General features: G+C 43.8%; 16 protein-coding genes and 1 pseudogene. 15 read left to right on the plus strand and 2 right to left on the minus strand.

Going from position 1 to position 15,131, the window contains the following annotated elements:
- Positions 1–25 precede the first annotated feature (25 nt).
- Complete coding sequence (gene fabV / locus KSP24_RS14925; RefSeq protein ID WP_216975595.1) at positions 26–1,204, plus strand: enoyl-ACP reductase FabV; 1,179 nt, start codon at positions 26–28, stop codon at positions 1,202–1,204.
- Positions 1,205–1,313: 109 nt separating this feature from the next.
- Here fabV and KSP24_RS14930 read toward each other — a convergent pair whose 3' ends face one another.
- Positions 1,314–1,517 carry a hypothetical protein gene (locus KSP24_RS14930; protein WP_216975597.1) on the minus strand — a complete coding sequence of 68 codons (204 nt, stop codon included), beginning with the start codon at positions 1,515–1,517 and terminating at the stop codon, positions 1,314–1,316.
- Between the two features lie 168 nt (positions 1,518–1,685).
- Between KSP24_RS14930 and KSP24_RS14935 the strand changes: the two genes are divergently transcribed.
- The 3 genes and pseudogenes from KSP24_RS14935 to KSP24_RS14945 all read left to right on the plus strand — a co-directional run.
- A complete protein-coding gene (locus tag KSP24_RS14935) occupies positions 1,686–2,837 on the plus strand; it encodes a sn-glycerol-1-phosphate dehydrogenase (protein WP_216975599.1) in 1,152 nt (383 codons plus the stop codon).
- Between the two features lie 190 nt (positions 2,838–3,027).
- Positions 3,028–4,134, plus strand: a complete 1,107-nt coding sequence (locus tag KSP24_RS14940) for a GntR family transcriptional regulator (protein WP_129549039.1) — start codon at positions 3,028–3,030, stop codon at positions 4,132–4,134.
- A gap of 271 nt (positions 4,135–4,405) precedes the next feature.
- Positions 4,406–4,659 (plus strand): annotated as a pseudogene (locus tag KSP24_RS14945) (FGGY-family carbohydrate kinase); the annotation flags it as partial.
- A 202-nt stretch (positions 4,660–4,861) separates the two neighbouring features.
- On the opposite strand, the gene KSP24_RS14950 reads toward KSP24_RS14945, so the two are convergent.
- Positions 4,862–5,446: a helix-turn-helix domain-containing protein gene (locus KSP24_RS14950; protein WP_013370447.1), complete on the minus strand. Its 585-nt coding sequence runs from the start codon at positions 5,444–5,446 to the stop codon at positions 4,862–4,864.
- A gap of 993 nt (positions 5,447–6,439) precedes the next feature.
- Between KSP24_RS14950 and KSP24_RS14955 the strand changes: the two genes are divergently transcribed.
- From KSP24_RS14955 to KSP24_RS15005, 11 genes are all read left to right on the plus strand, one after another.
- Entirely contained in the window at positions 6,440–6,751 is a 312-nt protein-coding gene (locus KSP24_RS14955) for a hypothetical protein (protein WP_025677012.1), read from the plus strand.
- A 1,303-nt stretch (positions 6,752–8,054) separates the two neighbouring features.
- Positions 8,055–9,191 (plus strand): polysaccharide deacetylase family protein, encoded by a 1,137-nt coding sequence (locus tag KSP24_RS14960; RefSeq protein ID WP_216975600.1) that lies wholly within the window; start codon positions 8,055–8,057, stop codon positions 9,189–9,191.
- Between the two features lie 333 nt (positions 9,192–9,524).
- Entirely contained in the window at positions 9,525–9,950 is a 426-nt protein-coding gene (locus tag KSP24_RS14965) for a phage holin family protein (RefSeq protein WP_013370454.1), read from the plus strand.
- Between the two features lie 81 nt (positions 9,951–10,031).
- Positions 10,032–10,319 carry a Dabb family protein gene (locus KSP24_RS14970; protein WP_013309679.1) on the plus strand — a complete coding sequence of 96 codons (288 nt, stop codon included), beginning with the start codon at positions 10,032–10,034 and terminating at the stop codon, positions 10,317–10,319.
- 24 nt (positions 10,320–10,343) lie between these two features.
- Positions 10,344–10,784 (plus strand): DUF86 domain-containing protein, encoded by a 441-nt coding sequence (locus KSP24_RS14975; RefSeq protein WP_013370455.1) that lies wholly within the window; start codon positions 10,344–10,346, stop codon positions 10,782–10,784.
- 8 nt (positions 10,785–10,792) lie between these two features.
- Positions 10,793–11,440: a helix-turn-helix transcriptional regulator gene (locus tag KSP24_RS14980; RefSeq protein WP_016819697.1), complete on the plus strand. Its 648-nt coding sequence runs from the start codon at positions 10,793–10,795 to the stop codon at positions 11,438–11,440.
- Between the two features lie 96 nt (positions 11,441–11,536).
- Complete coding sequence (locus tag KSP24_RS14985) at positions 11,537–11,860, plus strand: YtxH domain-containing protein (RefSeq protein WP_058829383.1); 324 nt, start codon at positions 11,537–11,539, stop codon at positions 11,858–11,860.
- A gap of 209 nt (positions 11,861–12,069) precedes the next feature.
- Complete coding sequence (gene racE, locus KSP24_RS14990) at positions 12,070–12,879, plus strand: glutamate racemase (protein WP_013370458.1); 810 nt, start codon at positions 12,070–12,072, stop codon at positions 12,877–12,879.
- A gap of 119 nt (positions 12,880–12,998) precedes the next feature.
- Positions 12,999–14,219, plus strand: a complete 1,221-nt coding sequence (locus tag KSP24_RS14995; RefSeq protein WP_216975602.1) for a M14 family metallopeptidase — start codon at positions 12,999–13,001, stop codon at positions 14,217–14,219.
- A gap of 136 nt (positions 14,220–14,355) precedes the next feature.
- Complete coding sequence (locus tag KSP24_RS15000; protein WP_058711182.1) at positions 14,356–14,622, plus strand: hypothetical protein; 267 nt, start codon at positions 14,356–14,358, stop codon at positions 14,620–14,622.
- Positions 14,623–14,828: 206 nt separating this feature from the next.
- Positions 14,829–15,131 (plus strand): iron-sulfur cluster assembly accessory protein, encoded by a 303-nt coding sequence (locus tag KSP24_RS15005; protein WP_013370462.1) that lies wholly within the window; start codon positions 14,829–14,831, stop codon positions 15,129–15,131.

Raw genomic sequence — 15,131 nt, forward strand, 5'->3', positions numbered from 1 at the left:
ATGCCAAAGTAGGGGGACCCTTGCAATGATTATTAAACCGAAAATACGTGGTTTCATATGTACGACAGCGCATCCTGTAGGATGTGCGGCTCATGTTAATCGTCAAATCGACTACATCAAAGACAGCACAGCATTACAAGGAGCTAAAAAGGTACTCGTGATCGGAGCATCCACAGGCTATGGACTGGCTTCCCGCATTGCTGCAAGCTTTGGTATGGGAGCTGACACTATAGGAGTATCCTTTGAACGTCCTGCTTCAGAGGGACGCACAGCATCGGCAGGCTGGTACAATACAGTGGCCTTTGAAAGAGCGGCCAGAGCGGCTGGCTACATAGCGGAAAGCATTAATGGAGATGCTTTTTCCCATGAAATTAAGCAGGAGACGTTAAAGCTGGTCAAGGAAAAACTGGGCAAGGTAGACCTGATCGTGTATAGTGTCGCCTCACCACGGCGGACCCATCCAGATACAGGTGAAACCTTTAATTCCGTTCTCAAGCCGATCGGACAGCCGTTTACGAATAAAACGGTGAATACGAATACGGGTGTTGTATCGGAAATCACATTGGAACCAGCTACGCAGGAAGAGATTGAGAACACCATCACAGTCATGGGTGGCGAAGATTGGTCCTTATGGCTTAAAGCGTTGGAAGAAGCTGATCTGCTGGCTGAAGGAGTAACCACACTGGCTTACTCGTATATTGGTCCTGAAATTACGGAGGCTATCTATCGTAAAGGAACCATTGGCCAAGCTAAAAATGATTTGGAAGCCACAGCGCATACTTTAACAAAGCAACTGGAGTCTTATCATGGGAAGGCCTACGTTTCAGTGAATAAAGCTTTGGTTACACAATCCAGTTCGGCTATCCCTGTAGTGCCTCTGTATATTTCCTTACTGTTTAAGGTCATGAAAGAAAAAGGACTGCATGAGGGATGTATTGAGCAGGCGCAACGTCTGTTCGAGACGTTATACAGTGGGTCCACTGTGGAAACGGACGAAGAGGGACGCATTCGTCTGGACAACTGGGAAATGAGAGAGGATGTGCAGCAAGCTGTTAAAGCGGCTTGGTCTGAGATCACTACCGAAAACGTATCCGAACTGGGTGATCTTGAACAATACCGTCTGGATTTCCTTCAATTGTTTGGATTCGGATTTGATGAAATTGATTATGAATTGGACATTGATCCAGAAGTTCACACGAATTAAGTAAAATAGGTTCCAAGTCAAAAACGGGTACTCTCAAGCTGCGATGGCTTGTGAGACCCGTTTTTTATGTATGCAGGCAAATAAAAATGGGTTGGTTCACCAACAAATTTCATCGAGAATTAGACGTAGAAAGCAACTTCCGGTGCAGCAAGCGAAAAACGGCAATAGTAATGATAATCCCTGCAATGCCAAAAACCGTGACAGAAGTCAGTGCGCGATAAGCTTGCCAACCGAACAAAAAAGCAATCCCACTGCCAAACGTTGTACCTGCCAGTAACCCGAGTGCGCAGGCAATGTCCGTTCCAAATTTCATAATCATGTTCCTTTCGAATGGTTGAATTGAATAGTAACTTGTACGTTTTTTCTGGACTTGTACCTACACTTGTGCGTACAATTAAATAGTAATCGTTTTCAAACGGAATCTATTTATTAGTATGGATCATTCTTGTACAAATTATTCCTTTTTCAGGAGGCTGATGAAATGAATATGAATGAGCAAATCAAACTGTGGAACGAAGAGGCGCAGGCTAGTAACGCTGATCATCCTCACCGAAAGGTTGAATTGTTTATCGAGGTACGGGATGGAGCACTTGAATCCATTGCTTCTTATTTAATTCAACAGAATTATCGGCATGTCACTATGGTAGAGGATGAGCATACTTCAGCGGCAGCAGGGAAAAAAGTAGCTGAATTCATCCGTGAAGCAGGTTTGACAGTTGATGTAGTTCGGCTACCTCCGAATGCGGTAGGGGATGTTATTGCTGATGAAACTTATATTATGAAGGTTCTGCTGGGTGTAGCGGATCAAAGTCAGGCTGTACTTGCTGTAGGATCCGGTACAATTCACGATCTGGTTCGCTTTGTATGCTATAAAATGAATCGTCCGTTCTTGTCAGTCCCAACGGCTGCCTCCGTAGATGGTTTTACCTCCGCCGGTGCCCCATTAATTGTGGATGGAAGCAAGCAGACGTTCCAAGCCGTCCCGCCAGAGGCGATCTTCGCTGACTTGTCCGTACTGGAGAGTGCCCCTCAAACGATGACTGCTGCGGGTTTTGGCGATATGCTCGGTAAGTTTACCTCATTAGCAGACTGGCATGTGTCCAGAGATTTGGGAAACGAGCCGTATTCACCTGTGGCTAACCGAATTACCGAGGAGGCTTTACGTGCCTGTGTAGAGCATGTTGATGAGATTGCGGCAGGCAGCAAGACAGGTGTTGAGGTGTTGATGAATGCGCTGATTGCATCCGGTATTTCGATGTTGATGATTGATCATTCCCGCCCTGCATCAGGTGGAGAGCATCATATTTCTCACCGAATTGAGATGGATTTTATTGCAGAGGGGCGCAAGCAAGTTTTGCATGGTGCCAAAGTGGGCGTTGCCTCTGCTTTACTGTCTGATATGTACAGGGAATTGGCTGCCAATCAGGATGTGGAGGCTTTTAAAGTATATCGGACTTTGCCTACATCGGAACAGATGCGTGCATGGCTAGCTCAGGTTGGAGGTCCGTCTACCATTGCCGATCTTGGGGTTACGCAGGAACAGCTTGATCGTGCTTTGCGCACGGCGCATACTTTGCGTGATCGCTATACCGGACTCAAGTATATGAATGAACACCTGTTGCTCCGTTCGTAATGTGTGTTACACCTACACCAGAATCCTTTAGATACTCAGTCTAAGCATGGGAAGGGGGTTGTGAATGGCTTTATGCCTCCGGCAGCTATACAACGATATCCTGCTCCTGTAACATTTGTATGTACAAATGGACGATATGCTATAATCGGAATACGAATAGGTACATGATATGGCAAGTACGGAGGAAATTATGGCACCCAAATATATACAAGTTAAACAGGAAATTTTATCATGGATTCATTCATGCAAACTGGAGCCGCAAAGCCAGCTTCCTTCTGAACATGAAATGTCTGAACAATTTGCAGTTAGTCGGCAAACGGTGCGTCAGGCGCTGGGTGAGCTGGTACAGGAAGGTTGGCTGTTTCGCATACAGGGCAAAGGAACCTTTGTCGCAACACGGGATCATAAGCAACCCGAAGATCCACGGACAATTGGAGTCGTTACAACCTATATATCGGATTATATTTTTCCATCCATTGTACAAGGAATTGAATCCAAGCTAAGCCGGCAGGGCTACAAGCTACTGCTATCAAGTACAGGTAATGACCCTGAACAAGAACGTCAGTGCTTGGAAATGCTGCTGAGTCAACCACTGAGTGGAATTATTATTGAGCCGACCAAAAGCGGGGAACGTAATCCCAATTTGAACTATTATTTAACCGTGGAAAATCGCCAAATCCCTTATTTAATGATCAATGCGCGTTATGAGGAGATGGACGCACCTTGTCTGCGTTTGGATGATGAGAAGGGTGGTTTTTTGGCAGCAGAGCATTTGATCAAGCTGGGGCATCGGCGATTGGCTGGTTTTTTCAAAACCGATGATATGCAAGGAATTCTGCGGATGAAGGGATTTGTAGCTGCTCACCGTAAATATGGAGTTACCTTACATCCGAACGCAGTAACGACGTACCGGACTGAAGAAAAAAATGAGCTTCCGTTACAACGCGCATCGCAGCTGCTGGCGATGGAGGCAGGGGAACGTCCGACCGGATGGGTGACCTATAATGATGAACTGGCGGTGCGGCTACTGGATATTGTACGTTCGGCGGACCTGAGCATTCCCCAAGATCTATCGCTGGTTGGGTTTGATGATTCATTTTTGGCGACAGCCACGGAAATCAAACTTACAACCATTCGGCACCCCAAGGAAGAATTGGGGTTACGTGCCGCCGATACCATGCTATCGATGATTAAAGAGAAGGGGTATCGTGAAGAAGATCGTCAGTGGATTATACCTCCAGAGTTGATTGTACGCGAATCCACGGGACCAGCTCAGGCAATGTCTGGAGGATTTTGAAATGGGGCTATCAATCGTTTGGGTTCAAAGCTGAATTTTGAATGGCATGCTACTCGCCATACCGAACAGCCTGTTTTCTGGATTGCAGAAAATGGGCTTTTTTTCTATACATTTTTGAAAATGTATACATAAACCTATCAAAAAATACATAAAAAGGCTGGTTGAGTTGTACATACAAGTGTGTGATGAGAGTGGTACCAGAAATGAAAGTAAGAAGAGTGACCTAAATATATTAGGAACATTAAATCAGGACATTTGGGAGGACAGACTGGCAGCCGTGGCTGCAGGAGCTGAAGCTGGAGGGTACGACAATATCGTCGAAGCAGCACGCCATATGGCACGTGTACGGGACGAGAGCTTCAAACCGATCCCCCGAAGAACGCTGCCGTCTATAATAAGCTCTATGAGGAATACAGCCGTCTTCACGACTACTTTGGATGTGGGGGCAACCCGGTTATGAAAAAGCTGAAGGCTATCAAGGCAGAAGGTGGACGTTCAACTGAAGCGGCAAGCGCTCATTCCTAAGAAGTATATAAATTATAAGCAAGAAGCATTTAAATTTTGCTATCTAAAAAGCACAGTACACCGAGGAATCGGCAGACTGTGCTTTTTTGCTTTTATATTCTGTGAATTACATGATGTGAAAGCCTTATGCATGAAAGATGGTAATGCGTTCCTTTCAAAGACTTTCATGAAAAATTCAATCGTTTTGTTTTAAAGGACATTTTTACTTTTTCAGCATGGCATCAGCAAACAAAATGGATTTTGGAATACGGAAAAACTGTTCCGCCTGATCCTGGAAAGTTTGCGAAGGAACGGTACCCTGATGCAACCATTTCCGAAATGTACCGGGGTGAACGCCAATCCAATGACTGACATCAGTCACCGAAATATCATGTACCATGCACAAACCCGCCAAAATCCGGTTTTTAACTGGAGAACGAGTTACAGTCCGTTTCATAAAACGGGACGGCGATGGTTGACAAATGAGCGGTGAACGCCGGACAACCTCTTCATTAAATAGAATATGGTGCGGATAACCAAGTGTGTTACACGTCTTTTCCAGATTAGTGTTGCCGGGAATACGACCTTCATATACCCACGCGCTGACGCTGCGAGAGGAGATGGAAAGCTCCTCGGCAAGTTGGGACAGTTTAATGTCATTAGCCATCAAAACGGCAAGCAGAACGCGATTGCGTACTTGACAGCGTGTTGGTTTGCGAAAACGTTTGACACGCACGCCTTTTCCCAAATATTTGCGATTGATCAGAGACCACGCCTGAATGGAATGTTTGTCTTGTTGTTTAGGCATATACCCTCCGATTTTTTTTAAACACATACTACTATACCCGAAGGGGGCTTTGCAAGTGACTCCTATCCTGATTTTCTTTTAATCCCATGGGCTTAACCGGTTTATGGAAAATAAGGTCCATTTGGCCTATAAAAATGGAAGTTTAAGGTGTTGATATATTAAAATGTGACATTTTTTATGGAAATGGAGGTAATATGTTCTTCTGTTTTGATTGTGAGGATGTCAGAGAGAAAAGTGGGTTTTTGCGCTATATGGTTAAGGTAATGGTATGGAGAATGTAATTGCTTTACAGCAGGTACGAAGGTTAGAACAGATGAAAGAGAGAAGAATATTGAAGACATTCAAGTCAGAGATATGGTTCTTTCAAAAAAATGAGGAGACTGATGAGGTAGAAGTAGCATATAAAGAAGTTACGGTTATGTTCAAATACGAGATAAATGAGATTTATCAAGTCCATGTGGGCGGTCAAGTTATTGAATCTACCTATAGCCATCTCCTTTGGGTATAGGGCAAAGGATGGACGCTTGTTAAAGATTTCAAGGTTGGAGACTTGCTTGTTCAGAGTGCCGGGAATGCACTTTAGAAAGACAATATTGAATTGTTGCACAAGCAGGCAACGGTTTATAACATGACAGTCGATAGTTCCAAACGTACTTCGTAAGCGACCTTAGTATAGGTGCGTGTGAATACACCAGTATTAAGAGTAAAGAAATTAACAACGTATAATAAACTTTCTAAAAAATATACAAGAAAAAGCGGATGCAGCTTTTAAGCAATTCAAGGAGAATCCGGAGCATCCAAGTCTGAATTTCGAGCACCTAAATGGTTCCCCAAATGGTAGAAAGTATGTGTCTCCCTGATCGAAGGTTCTTATTGGGCTTATGGAATAATTCGAGAAAACGGTGTAATTGAGTGACTTGGAATAAACAACCACGACTACAAGGCCGTCATTAAGGAATTAAAGGCTGCTTTTTGAGTGTAAGGAGGAGTCTTATGGGATGGAAACATATTGTTCTAGAGGCAAGTTGTTTCTATGAAGACAATGAAGAGAATCATGGTTCAAAATGCTGTAAGGGAAATATAGGTGTTCACTGTTTAACTTACAACCAAGATGGTCATCAAATTTGTCCCAATTTGGTTTTCGGTAAAAGTAGGACATCGGTTATTGCAACCGATAAAGATGGTAATGCTGTGGATTCTTCTACGTTTTGGACGGACGAAAAATTAAGTCCTGAAGAATGGGTGAGAAGAGAAGAAGAATGGCTAGATGAGAAGAGAAGGCTAATGAATATGGATGGTAAGTAATGGGATTCAATAAAAAGTTTGGATAAGAAAAAGACCTTGAGAGTATACCATTTCAAGGTCTTTACTTTTACCCCCACCCAGTGTCGAATGAATTGGGCGGCTAAGTCCAAACGAATTTAACTCTCATGACTCCCGTAGCCTGTACACTATACCAGATAGTTTCGTGTTATGGTCTTTTTTATTATTACTTCTTGACTGATAATAAATCTATGATCCTGACCAAATATTCCAATGCAATTTCAATATATTGACCCTAGGACAGGTAAAACTACATCGGATCACTATTAATTCAAATGAATAGGATGATGAATTTGGAAATAAATCTTAAACGGCCTTATGGTGTGATTAAGCATAATATGTCAACGGAGAATATTGCTGACTTGATAAGGTTATTCATTGAAAAGGATTCAATTGTATTATTTTCCTTTTACGAAAGGAACATGAATTTATTTGATGTGAATACACAGAATTTTATCTCAGAGAGATGTGTTTTTGTGAATTCCGAGTGGGTGTTGCCATGGAAGGAATCTATACCTCATTGGAATGAACCGAACCAGACACCGCCGAAAATAATGTGGTTTTCAGTGATGCAAAAAAAAGATATTATAAAGCAATTGAAATTGATCATTTATTTAGATGCATTGTCTTAAAAAAGGATTCAGATTTTAAACAACATTTCAATGTTTTATTCCATCAGGAATATTATCCGTCTAGTGATGAGGATGACTATGAATATTTTTTAGGATTTACAAATAAGAATTTGTTTCTTGCTAATTATCTGGATAAAGTTAAAAAGAGGTTTGAGGTATCATTAATAGAATAGGCAACTGGAGAGACCTCGGGGGCGACAATCCTCAGGGTCTTTCTTTATATCTATTAATACCTAGTACCTTGTAAACGGGTTAAATGATACTCCTCTATGACATTCCATAGTTTATTAGATACCTAGAATATTTAGTCAGATACCAGAGTTCTATCCCCAAGTACCTTACCTTCATATTTCTTCAGGTAGTCTCTAGTTCCATCAAGATTTATTCACAACTTTGTAACTTATTTGGTAAGATGGATTGCGAGATTGTTTTCAAATTGTTTTACTATATTTACCTACTATAGTCTGGTAATCTATTAATATGTATAGGGGGCCAAAAGACGTCCGGTTCAGTCGGTTGAGATGCGTTTATGTTCTTTATGTTGAGTGAATGTCTATATTGCCATGTCTATATCGTCATGTCTGTATAACTTCATAGACAAGCTAGAGATAGCTCCCGCACATTATAAAATACAGCACAGGATGGTGTAATGAATGAAGCTTTTAAAAGTAAAATGGATGGCTGTATGCTTGATGGCAATCTGTTGTTTGGGGTTGCTGGGTTTACATACGAATACAGCGAGTGCACAAGCGAAGGCTCCTTTACTTGGGGTCAATGATGTGTTGCTAGATTCGAATACAATTAAGCCCGTAATGGAAAATGATAAGTTGTATGTTCCTATCGTGACATTGGGGCAAAAGATGGGCATTTCTACTTCGGCCAATGGAAGTACATTGTTGCTGACTGGACATAATCGCAGCTTTACGCTGGATTTGAACAAAGGTGATGTGTTTGAGCGGGGAGGACGTACGATGGTGCCAATTCGTACTTTGACCGATGCGTTCGGCTTCACTATTACGATTCCTACGAGTAATTTGTATCGAATTCAGAATGCAAACGCTAGTTTGTCTGATGCTCAGTTCTTGAATACATTCGCGGCAGAAATTAAACAGTACGCAGCTGTCAAGCCAGACAAAGCCAGCAATACAGGCAATACGGGAAATGCCAAGCCTTCCAGCCGCACCATTTATTTGAGCTTCGATGATGGTCCTACAGCGCATACGTCGCAGCTGCTGGATATTCTGGACAAATATAATGCCAAGGCTACGTTTTTCATGCTGGGACCTGAAATTCGCCAACATAGCGCAGTGATGAAGAGAATGGTAGACGCAGGGCATGGTTTGGGCCTACATGGGATGACGCATCAGGTGAAAAAGATCTATGCATCCCCGGCAGCAGCACTGGCAGAGATGAATCAGGATAATGAGATTTTATTTAAGGCCACAGGAAAACGCACTTCTTTGATTCGTACACCTTATGGCAGCAAACCCTATTTGAAGAAAACATACCGTGATCAACTGACGGGTGCAGGCTATCATATTTGGGACTGGAACATAGATTCCAATGATTGGCGTTATACTAAAAATCCGGAGCATTTTGTACAGACGGTCCTCAGTGATATTAAGAGATTGAAAAAGCAAGGCAGAACACCAGTCGTTCTTATGCATGATAAGCCATCTACGATCAAGGTGCTTCCGCAAATCATGGCAGCCTTGCAGAAAGAAGGATATTCGTTCGAGCCGTTAAATGATAACCTGACTCCGCTTAATTTTTGGAATGATCACCGTTAATTGAATAAACTTGAAAGGAAAGCAGGCTGCCCTACTTCAATTTTTTGAGAGGGGGTAGCCTGTTTTTTTATATAAACGATAAGCAGAACCCAAGCGTCATGGATAAAGTAGATGCACAATTGTTATATTCCCTCAAAAAATAAGTAAGGCACCTTTATCGCTCCTTTATAGGGGCTTTGAAGGTGCTTTTATTGTATTTGCTCGGAAATGGTGAATTTCACAGCTTGTTTTATATGAATCTATGAATTGATATCTATGCACAGGTCATATGACTTTACGGGTGACCACGTCGCTGCATATATTACAATAACCGCCCCGAGAGGAGGAGCAGGTATGAATATTAATCCAAGTATGTTTAGTATGATTTGTGCCACCGCAGGAGCGATTATTACGTTTGCCTTTGGCGGCTGGAATCAGCTTATGGTGCTATTCACGGTTGCCATGGCTGTTGATTATGTAACTGGAGTCGCCGCCGCCGTGAAGACTGGGCAAGGTTTAAGCAGTAAAGCTGGCTTTTGGGGGTTGGCGAGAAAGGCTTTAATGCTCATGGTGATTTCTTTGGCGCATCATGTGGATCTCCTGATGGGTACGGAAATCATGAAAGGGGCGGCAACGTATTTTTATTTATCCAACGAATTGATCTCAATTACGGAAAACTGTTCACGAATGGGTCTGCCGCTTCCACCGAAGCTTAAGAATTTTTTTGCCCTATTAAAGGACAAGGAGTCTGATGGTAAAAATGGTGGAAAAGATCGCTAAGATCACAAAGTTTCTTTCCGTATGTGGGGCGTTATGATAAAATTTTCAAGAGAACATTTTTAAGATAAGGAGCCTATACGCATGATTAAACATATTGTTTTGTTCAAATTGAAAGATCGCTCCCCTGAAAGCATTGAACATACGGCATCTATTTTGCGCAGCATGAATGGCAAGATCAAAGAGCTGCTGTCACTCGAAGTAGGTACGGATGTGATTCGTTCGGAACGCTCTTATGATATTTCTCTTACCGCTGTGGTTGAAACATTGGAAGACTTGCAAACGTATCAGGTACACCCTGTGCATCAGGAAATTATTGTACACATGAATGAAGTGAAGGATGTATCTATCGCAGTTGATTATGAAATCTAAAGCGGTTACTGGAGGTGCAGAACTTTGTATTATGTCAACCGGGAACAAATTGAGCTTCGACTAGGGGCTGTTCCCGACATTGTCGCCGGACTTCGCCAGACATCCGCCGCCTGGAACGGCGATCTGTTGCAGGGGCTAGTGCAGGAGCGCTGCCTTCATCTGGCCATTGAGACGGTAACGGACGTAGGAAGCTATATCATCGACGGTTTTATTATGCGTGACGCCAGTAGCTATGAGGACATTATCGGTATCATTCATGAGGAAGGTGTATTGGATGATACCGTATTTCATTCACTATTAGAGCTGGTAGCCTTACGTAAACCCTTAGTACAGGAGTATTTCCATTGGGACAGGACAAGCCTTCACCCACTTACACCTAAGCTGCCTGGGTTGCTGGAGCTTTTTGTATCTAACGTGCACGATTATTTAAATAAGGAATTGGGTCCTCAGCCCGAGGGAGTGTAAAGGCAAAAGTGACGGATAAGTATATCGTACCCGAAATGCCCACTAGGCGCATGATCTTGACACTGTTGAAAACCCAGGGACCTGTGGGCGTCGGAAGCTTGGCAGCTCAATTGGGCATTACCGAAATGGGGGTGCGCAGGCATCTCAAATTAATGGAGCAGGATGGCCTGATTGTGGCTACGATCCTGAGACAGGCGATGGGACGCCCAACGTTTTTGTACAGCCTGAGCGATCAGGGAAGCGAGCAGTTTCCTCGTAATTATGATCATCTATTACTGGAACTGTTAGAGGAGCTGGATGAAGAGCAGGGAATGGAAGCTGTACACTCGTTATTTGATGGTAGAAAACGTAAAATGATGAAGCGCTACGCCCCTCACATAGAGAGTGAGTCTACACTAGCTTCACGTGTGGAAAAGCTTTCGGGCATCCAGAACGCTTCAGGCTATATGGCAGAGTGGCGTGAGGAAGAGGATGGCAGTTACTCTATTATGGAATACAATTGTCCGATCTCTCAGATCGCCAATCGTTACCGCAAGGCTTGTGAATGCGAACAGCAAATGTTTGAGGAGCTGCTTGATGCCGAGGTTGTCCGTGAGGATTGTTTGGCGGATGGAGGTCGTTGCTGCTTGTATCGTATCCGCTCCAAAAATAAGTAGAAATTTTCTGGCTTGTTCTCTGTATCATGACAGGCTCTCCATGCTTATAATGCATTAACAGATGGGCATTCGCCCGGGCATAAGGGAGAGATGAATATGAAAGAGAACTGCAAAAGCTTTATCCGTGGCGCGTTGGTAGGCAGCATTGCTGGTTCGGTTGCTGCGTTGTTATTTGCTCCTAAGTCAGGTCGCGAGCTGCGTCAGGATATTACAGACCAGGCACGTCACGTGAGTGATAAGGGACAGGAGCTTGCGGGGAAAATTTCAGATACTTCCATCGAGTATACTGACAAAATTAAGGAGACAGCTTCAGCCGTCATTCATGAATTAGGTCAATGGCGTAAAAAGAGTGATATTGCTTCAAAGGTTGGCATTTCATCCGTGCCTGTTCAAGAGAATACGGAAGAAGATGCTTTGTAACTGTCTGTATATCGTAGGTGAAACAACTGGCTATAGCTTGAGTTTGTGGCTTCTCCCGTTGGGGTGAAGCCTTTTTGTTGATCGCTTCCTCGTTTTAGGGTAATCTTTTGGGGTACCTTTTACGCTAATACGACATAAGTTATGTAGCAGCAGAAAGATTTCCGAGATGAAACAACTCATATTTAAACAAAAAAGGAAGCGGTGTGTACGTGCAGCAAGCGATTGCAATATTGGATTCCGGTGTAGGAGGTTTGACGGTTGTTAAAGAAGTCATGCGTCAGCTTCCGCGGGAAAAAATTATTTATTTTGGAGACACTGCGCGCACCCCGTATGGTCCCCGACCATCGGAAGAGGTTAAAAAATTTACAGAGCAAATGGTTGATTTTCTGATTCAGTTTAATCCGAAAGTCATTATTATTGCTTGTAACACAGCAACGGCTGCGGCATTGGAGTATATAAGCCAAAAGGTATCCATTCCGGTGATCGGAGTTATCCACCCTGGGGCTCGTGCTGCGATCAGTGCGACCGCTACCGGGTATGTCGGGGTGATCGGAACTGTCGGTACGATTCGAAGCGGAGCATATACAACTGCGCTCAAGCAGCTGTCTCCCTATGTAGACGTGGTGAGCCACGCTTGCCCTGCACTTGTGCCTTTGGTGGAACAAGGGTTGTTCCGCTCCAAGACAACATCGCAGGTTGTGGAGGAATCATTGAGACCTATTCAAACGTATCCGATTGATTGTCTGATTCTTGGTTGTACGCATTATCCTTTTTTGAGGGAAACGATTCAGGAAGTCATGGGTCCTGCGGTGAAGCTTATTAGCTCGGCAGATGAAACTGCACGAGAGACGAGTACCATTTTGTATAACAAGGGCAAGTTAGAGGCCGGGGACGAAACGCCGGTGCATCAGCTTTTTTGTTCCGGCGATCCAGAGTTGTTCCAGCGCATTGCCGCACAGTGGCTTGGGGAGCAGATTCGGCAAACGCCTGTTGTCTGGCAAGTCACCCATCTGGATTAACGAGACAACCAACTTTTTTGTCATTGGACAAAAGAAGTTGGTTGTTTTGCTTTTCGCTACATCAAGACACGCAGCGTCTGCATAACATGCAGTAAGGCAGATGGAAGGGGCGTAGTAAGATGAGGGAATATATCGTTCAAAAAGGAGATACATTGCACCGGGTCGCCTCGGCTTTTAAACTATCCGCGGATACTTTGATCGCAGATAATCCGTGGGCCGCCACGCAACCCTATCTGATTTGTGGTCAATTGCTATATATTCGTCCGTCTACGGATCGTAAATACGTTATTCAGCCTGGGGAGAATGCAAGACAGATTGCCAAACAGTTCGGTGTAGAGCTTGATGAGCTGCGGCTCGCTAATTCGAGGCTTGCGGAGCATGATTTTCTGGAAGGAAAGATAATTATTATTCCTGATGACCATCAGGATCAGATTGTACGGTTACGTGGAGAGTACAGTTATGAAGATTTAAAGGAAGACCTGGAGGCATTGGCCCACAAATATCCGTTTATTGAAGTTGGCAGCATTGGCACCAGTGTCATGGGGAAGGATATCCCTTATATACGGATTGGGCAGGGAACGAGGAAAATTCATGCCAACGCTTCTGTACATGCTAACGAATGGCTGACGACGCCTTGTTTGCTGCGTTTTATAGAACAATATGCACAAGGGATTAATGGGTCTGGAGAACTTGCTGGGAATTCTCAATGGGTGTATGCGGGCTCTCCGATGAAATTAATGGAACATACATCCTTATGGGTGGTACCGATGGTCAATCCGGATGGAGTAGAACTGGTGCAACAGGGTATACTCCCAACTCATCCGCTGTATCATGAACTCAGAAAGTGGAATGAAGGACGTGCTGATTACCGCGGCTGGAAGGCCAATATTCGCGGTGTCGACCTCAACGATCAGTTTCCGGCGTATTGGGAGGAAGAGGTGCGCAGACGCGGTAAAACAGGTCCGTCTCGACGAGATTACGCAGGACCTGCACCTTTGTCTGAGCCAGAGTCCAAGGCCCTTGCGGATCTAACGGAGCGCGAACAGTTCGACATGGTATTATCCATACACAGCCAAGGACAGGAAATCTATTGGAATTACCGGGATCTGGAGCCTAAGGAGAGCCGAGATTGGGCATTGCAGCTGGCTGCTGCAACAGGGTATCGGGCGGTAAAGCTGGGGGGAAGCGATGCAGGGTATAAGGATTGGTTTATACAACGGTTTGGTAAACCGGGATTTACCGTTGAAGTCGGTCTAGGCGTAAATCCGCTGCCTATGCGGGATTATGATGATATTGCAGCAGAAGTAGGCATGTTAATGGCGACGGTGCTGTCATGGTAACAGATCGGAGCTGCTGAAACGTATTGATTCAATTGCGCGTATTAGGAGGAGCACGTTTTTTACAAGTGTTCCTCTTTACATGTCCCTTCAATAGGGTATATATACTTAGGAGCATTGGAAATGGAGTGAACAACCTATGAAGTGGAAAAGACTACTATCTCTCCGTCAGTGGTCACATGTATTTCGTCGTATCCCCCGATTGATTACCTCTTCGAGGATTCCATTGGGTGAAAAATTACTTTTTGCGGTGCCTGTATTGCTCTATTGGATACTACCTGATGTCATGCCATTTATGCCCATCGACGATATTGGTGTGACGTTATTGCTTATGAATTGGTTCGTCACCCGTGCTGAACGAAAATATCCCGATATGCTTGAAAAACAGCACGTACGTGTCCGTTAGATGTAAGCTTATGATTTTCGTGATTGCGATTTTTTACGATTTTCTTTACAATAGGAATATTGCCTTGTGCTATGCTGCACAACTTCTTTTCATCAAGGAGAGGGCTAATTATTGGAATTGTTGATTTTATCCGCTAGGTTGTGTGGTGTGGATATGTATCCATTGAACCACATTTCATTTAATGAATATGAAGGAGATGAAGTTTAATGAACTGCAAAATTACTCGTAATGCAGCTAAAGTATTGAAGCTTGAACTGGATAAGGAAGAGAACCAAGGGAAGAGCTTGCGCGTTGTAATTACTCATGCTCATGGAGATCATGCTCATTACGGGCTCGATTTGGACACGCCTAAGGAAACAGATACTGTTGTATCTACAGATAAAGGCATCGATGTGATTTTGGAAAGCGGTCAGCCGTTGCTGGATGGTGTAAAAATTGATTACTTGTACTTCCCCGAAGAAGGATTTGTTATTACTAACCCTTCCCAAGGTAATCACGGCGACCACTAA

Origin of the sequence: Paenibacillus sp. AK121, assembly GCF_019042715.1 — a bacterium.
GTDB lineage: Bacteria > Bacillota > Bacilli > Paenibacillales > Paenibacillaceae > Paenibacillus > Paenibacillus polymyxa_C.

Bases quoted from the DNA above. Each gene is read 5' to 3' on its own strand.
- fabV (WP_216975595.1), top strand. From the start codon at position 26: ATGATTATTAAACCGAAAATACGTGGTTTCATATGTACGACAGCGCAT.
- KSP24_RS14960 (WP_216975600.1), top strand. From the start codon at position 8,055: ATGAAGCTTTTAAAAGTAAAATGGATGGCTGTATGCTTGATGGCAATC.
- KSP24_RS14985 (WP_058829383.1), top strand. From the start codon at position 11,537: ATGAAAGAGAACTGCAAAAGCTTTATCCGTGGCGCGTTGGTAGGCAGC.
- KSP24_RS14940 (WP_129549039.1), top strand. From the start codon at position 3,028: ATGGCACCCAAATATATACAAGTTAAACAGGAAATTTTATCATGGATT.
- KSP24_RS14995 (WP_216975602.1), top strand. From the start codon at position 12,999: ATGAGGGAATATATCGTTCAAAAAGGAGATACATTGCACCGGGTCGCC.
- KSP24_RS14955 (WP_025677012.1), top strand. From the start codon at position 6,440: ATGGGATGGAAACATATTGTTCTAGAGGCAAGTTGTTTCTATGAAGAC.
- KSP24_RS14935 (WP_216975599.1), top strand. From the start codon at position 1,686: ATGAATATGAATGAGCAAATCAAACTGTGGAACGAAGAGGCGCAGGCT.
- KSP24_RS14965 (WP_013370454.1), top strand. From the start codon at position 9,525: ATGAATATTAATCCAAGTATGTTTAGTATGATTTGTGCCACCGCAGGA.
- KSP24_RS15005 (WP_013370462.1), top strand. From the start codon at position 14,829: ATGAACTGCAAAATTACTCGTAATGCAGCTAAAGTATTGAAGCTTGAA.
- KSP24_RS15000 (WP_058711182.1), top strand. From the start codon at position 14,356: ATGAAGTGGAAAAGACTACTATCTCTCCGTCAGTGGTCACATGTATTT.
- KSP24_RS14930 (WP_216975597.1), bottom strand. From the start codon at position 1,517: ATGAAATTTGGAACGGACATTGCCTGCGCACTCGGGTTACTGGCAGGT.
- KSP24_RS14950 (WP_013370447.1), bottom strand. From the start codon at position 5,446: ATGCCTAAACAACAAGACAAACATTCCATTCAGGCGTGGTCTCTGATC.
- KSP24_RS14970 (WP_013309679.1), top strand. From the start codon at position 10,032: ATGATTAAACATATTGTTTTGTTCAAATTGAAAGATCGCTCCCCTGAA.